The sequence below is a fragment of the Acinetobacter sp. YH16032 genome, from assembly GCF_013417345.1.
Lineage (GTDB): Bacteria > Pseudomonadota > Gammaproteobacteria > Pseudomonadales > Moraxellaceae > Acinetobacter.
Genome location: NZ_VPEE01000146.1, coordinates 1 through 1,485 on the forward strand (window position 1 = coordinate 1; position 1,485 = coordinate 1,485).

A 1,485-nucleotide genomic window follows, 5' to 3' on the forward strand; every position below is an offset into this window, starting at 1 on the left:
TTTTCATCATTTACTGCTGGTAAGGTGATATCAACCAGATCATTTAAACGACCTTGTAGCGCATCTTTTTCTGCTTGTACTGCCTCAGGTAACGCTGTCACTTTTGTTTGTGCTTCTGTTTTCGCAGTAAGCGCATCATCACGTGCTTGAGTCAGTGCAGTAAGTTCTGTTGGAGTGATGAGCCCATTGGCATTTGCATCGATCAGCGCTTGTTCCGCCGCAGCGTATGCTGCTTCTGCTGCCTCTACTGCTGCTTCAGCCGCTGCTAGAGCTTCACCAATATCATCAACAACACCATCTTCATCTTCGTCATTTACTGTTGGTAAAGTGATATCAACCAGATCATTTAAACGACCTTGTAGCGCATCTTTTTCTGCTTGTACTGCCTCAGGTAATGCTGTCACTTTTGTTTGTGCTTCTGTTTTCGCAGTAAGCGCATCATCACGTGCTTGAGTCAGTGCAGTAAGTTCTGTTGGAGTGATGAGCCCATTGGCATTTGCATCGATCAGCGCTTGTTCTGCCGCAGCGTATGCTGCTTCAGCCGCCTCTACTGATGCTTCGGCATCTGCCAATACTTGTTCGTACTCATCTGCTACGCCATCTTCGTTTTCATCATTTACTGCTGGTAAGGTGATGTCGACTAGATCATCTAAGCGTGCATCCAGTGCGTCTTTGTCTGCTCCTTCTGGAAGTGCATCAACTTTCGCTTGTGCATCTTCTTTAGCAGTAAGCGCATCATCACGTGCTTGAGTCAACTCAGCAAGTTCTGTTGGCGTGATTAAACCATCTGATTCTGCATCTGCTAGTGCTTGCTCTGCCTCAGCATATGCTGCTTCAGCCGCCTCTACTGCCTCTGTCGCTTCTTCAAGTGCTGCAACTGCATCATCCACACCATCTTCGTTTTCATCATTTACTGTTGGTAAAGTGATATCAACCAGATCATTTAAACGACCTTGTAGCGCATCTTTTTCTGCTTGTACTGCCTCAGGTAAGGCTGTCACTTTTGTTTGTGCTTCTGTTTTCGCAGCAAGTGCATCATCACGTGCTTGAGTCAGTGCAGTAAGTTCTGTTGGAGTGATGAGCCCATTGGCATTTGCATCGATCAGCGCTTGTTCCGCCGCAGCGTATGCTGCTTCTGCTGCCTCTACTGCTGCTTCAGCCGCTGCTAGAGCTTCACCAATATCATCAACAACACCATCTTCATCTTCGTCATTTACTGTTGGTAAAGTGATATCAACCAGATCATTTAAACGACCTTGTAGCGCATCTTTTGCTGCTTGTACTGCCTCAGGTAATGCTGTCACTTTTGTTTGTGCTTCTGTTTTCGCAGTAAGCGCATCATCACGTGCTTGAGTCAGTGCAGTAAGTTCTGTTGGGGTGATGAGGCCATTGGCATTTGCATCGATCAGCGCTTGTTCTGCCGCAGCGTATGCTGCTTCAGCCGCCTCTACTGATGCTTCGGCATCTGCCAATACTTGTTCGTAC

Annotated in this window: 1 protein-coding gene; it reads right to left on the reverse strand. The window is 47.0% G+C overall.

Annotation, left to right across the window (positions count from 1 at the left end; translation table 11 throughout):
- The coding region (locus FTV32_RS17035; RefSeq protein WP_218947443.1) for a hypothetical protein at positions 1–1,485 on the reverse strand (1,485 nt) is incomplete at both ends.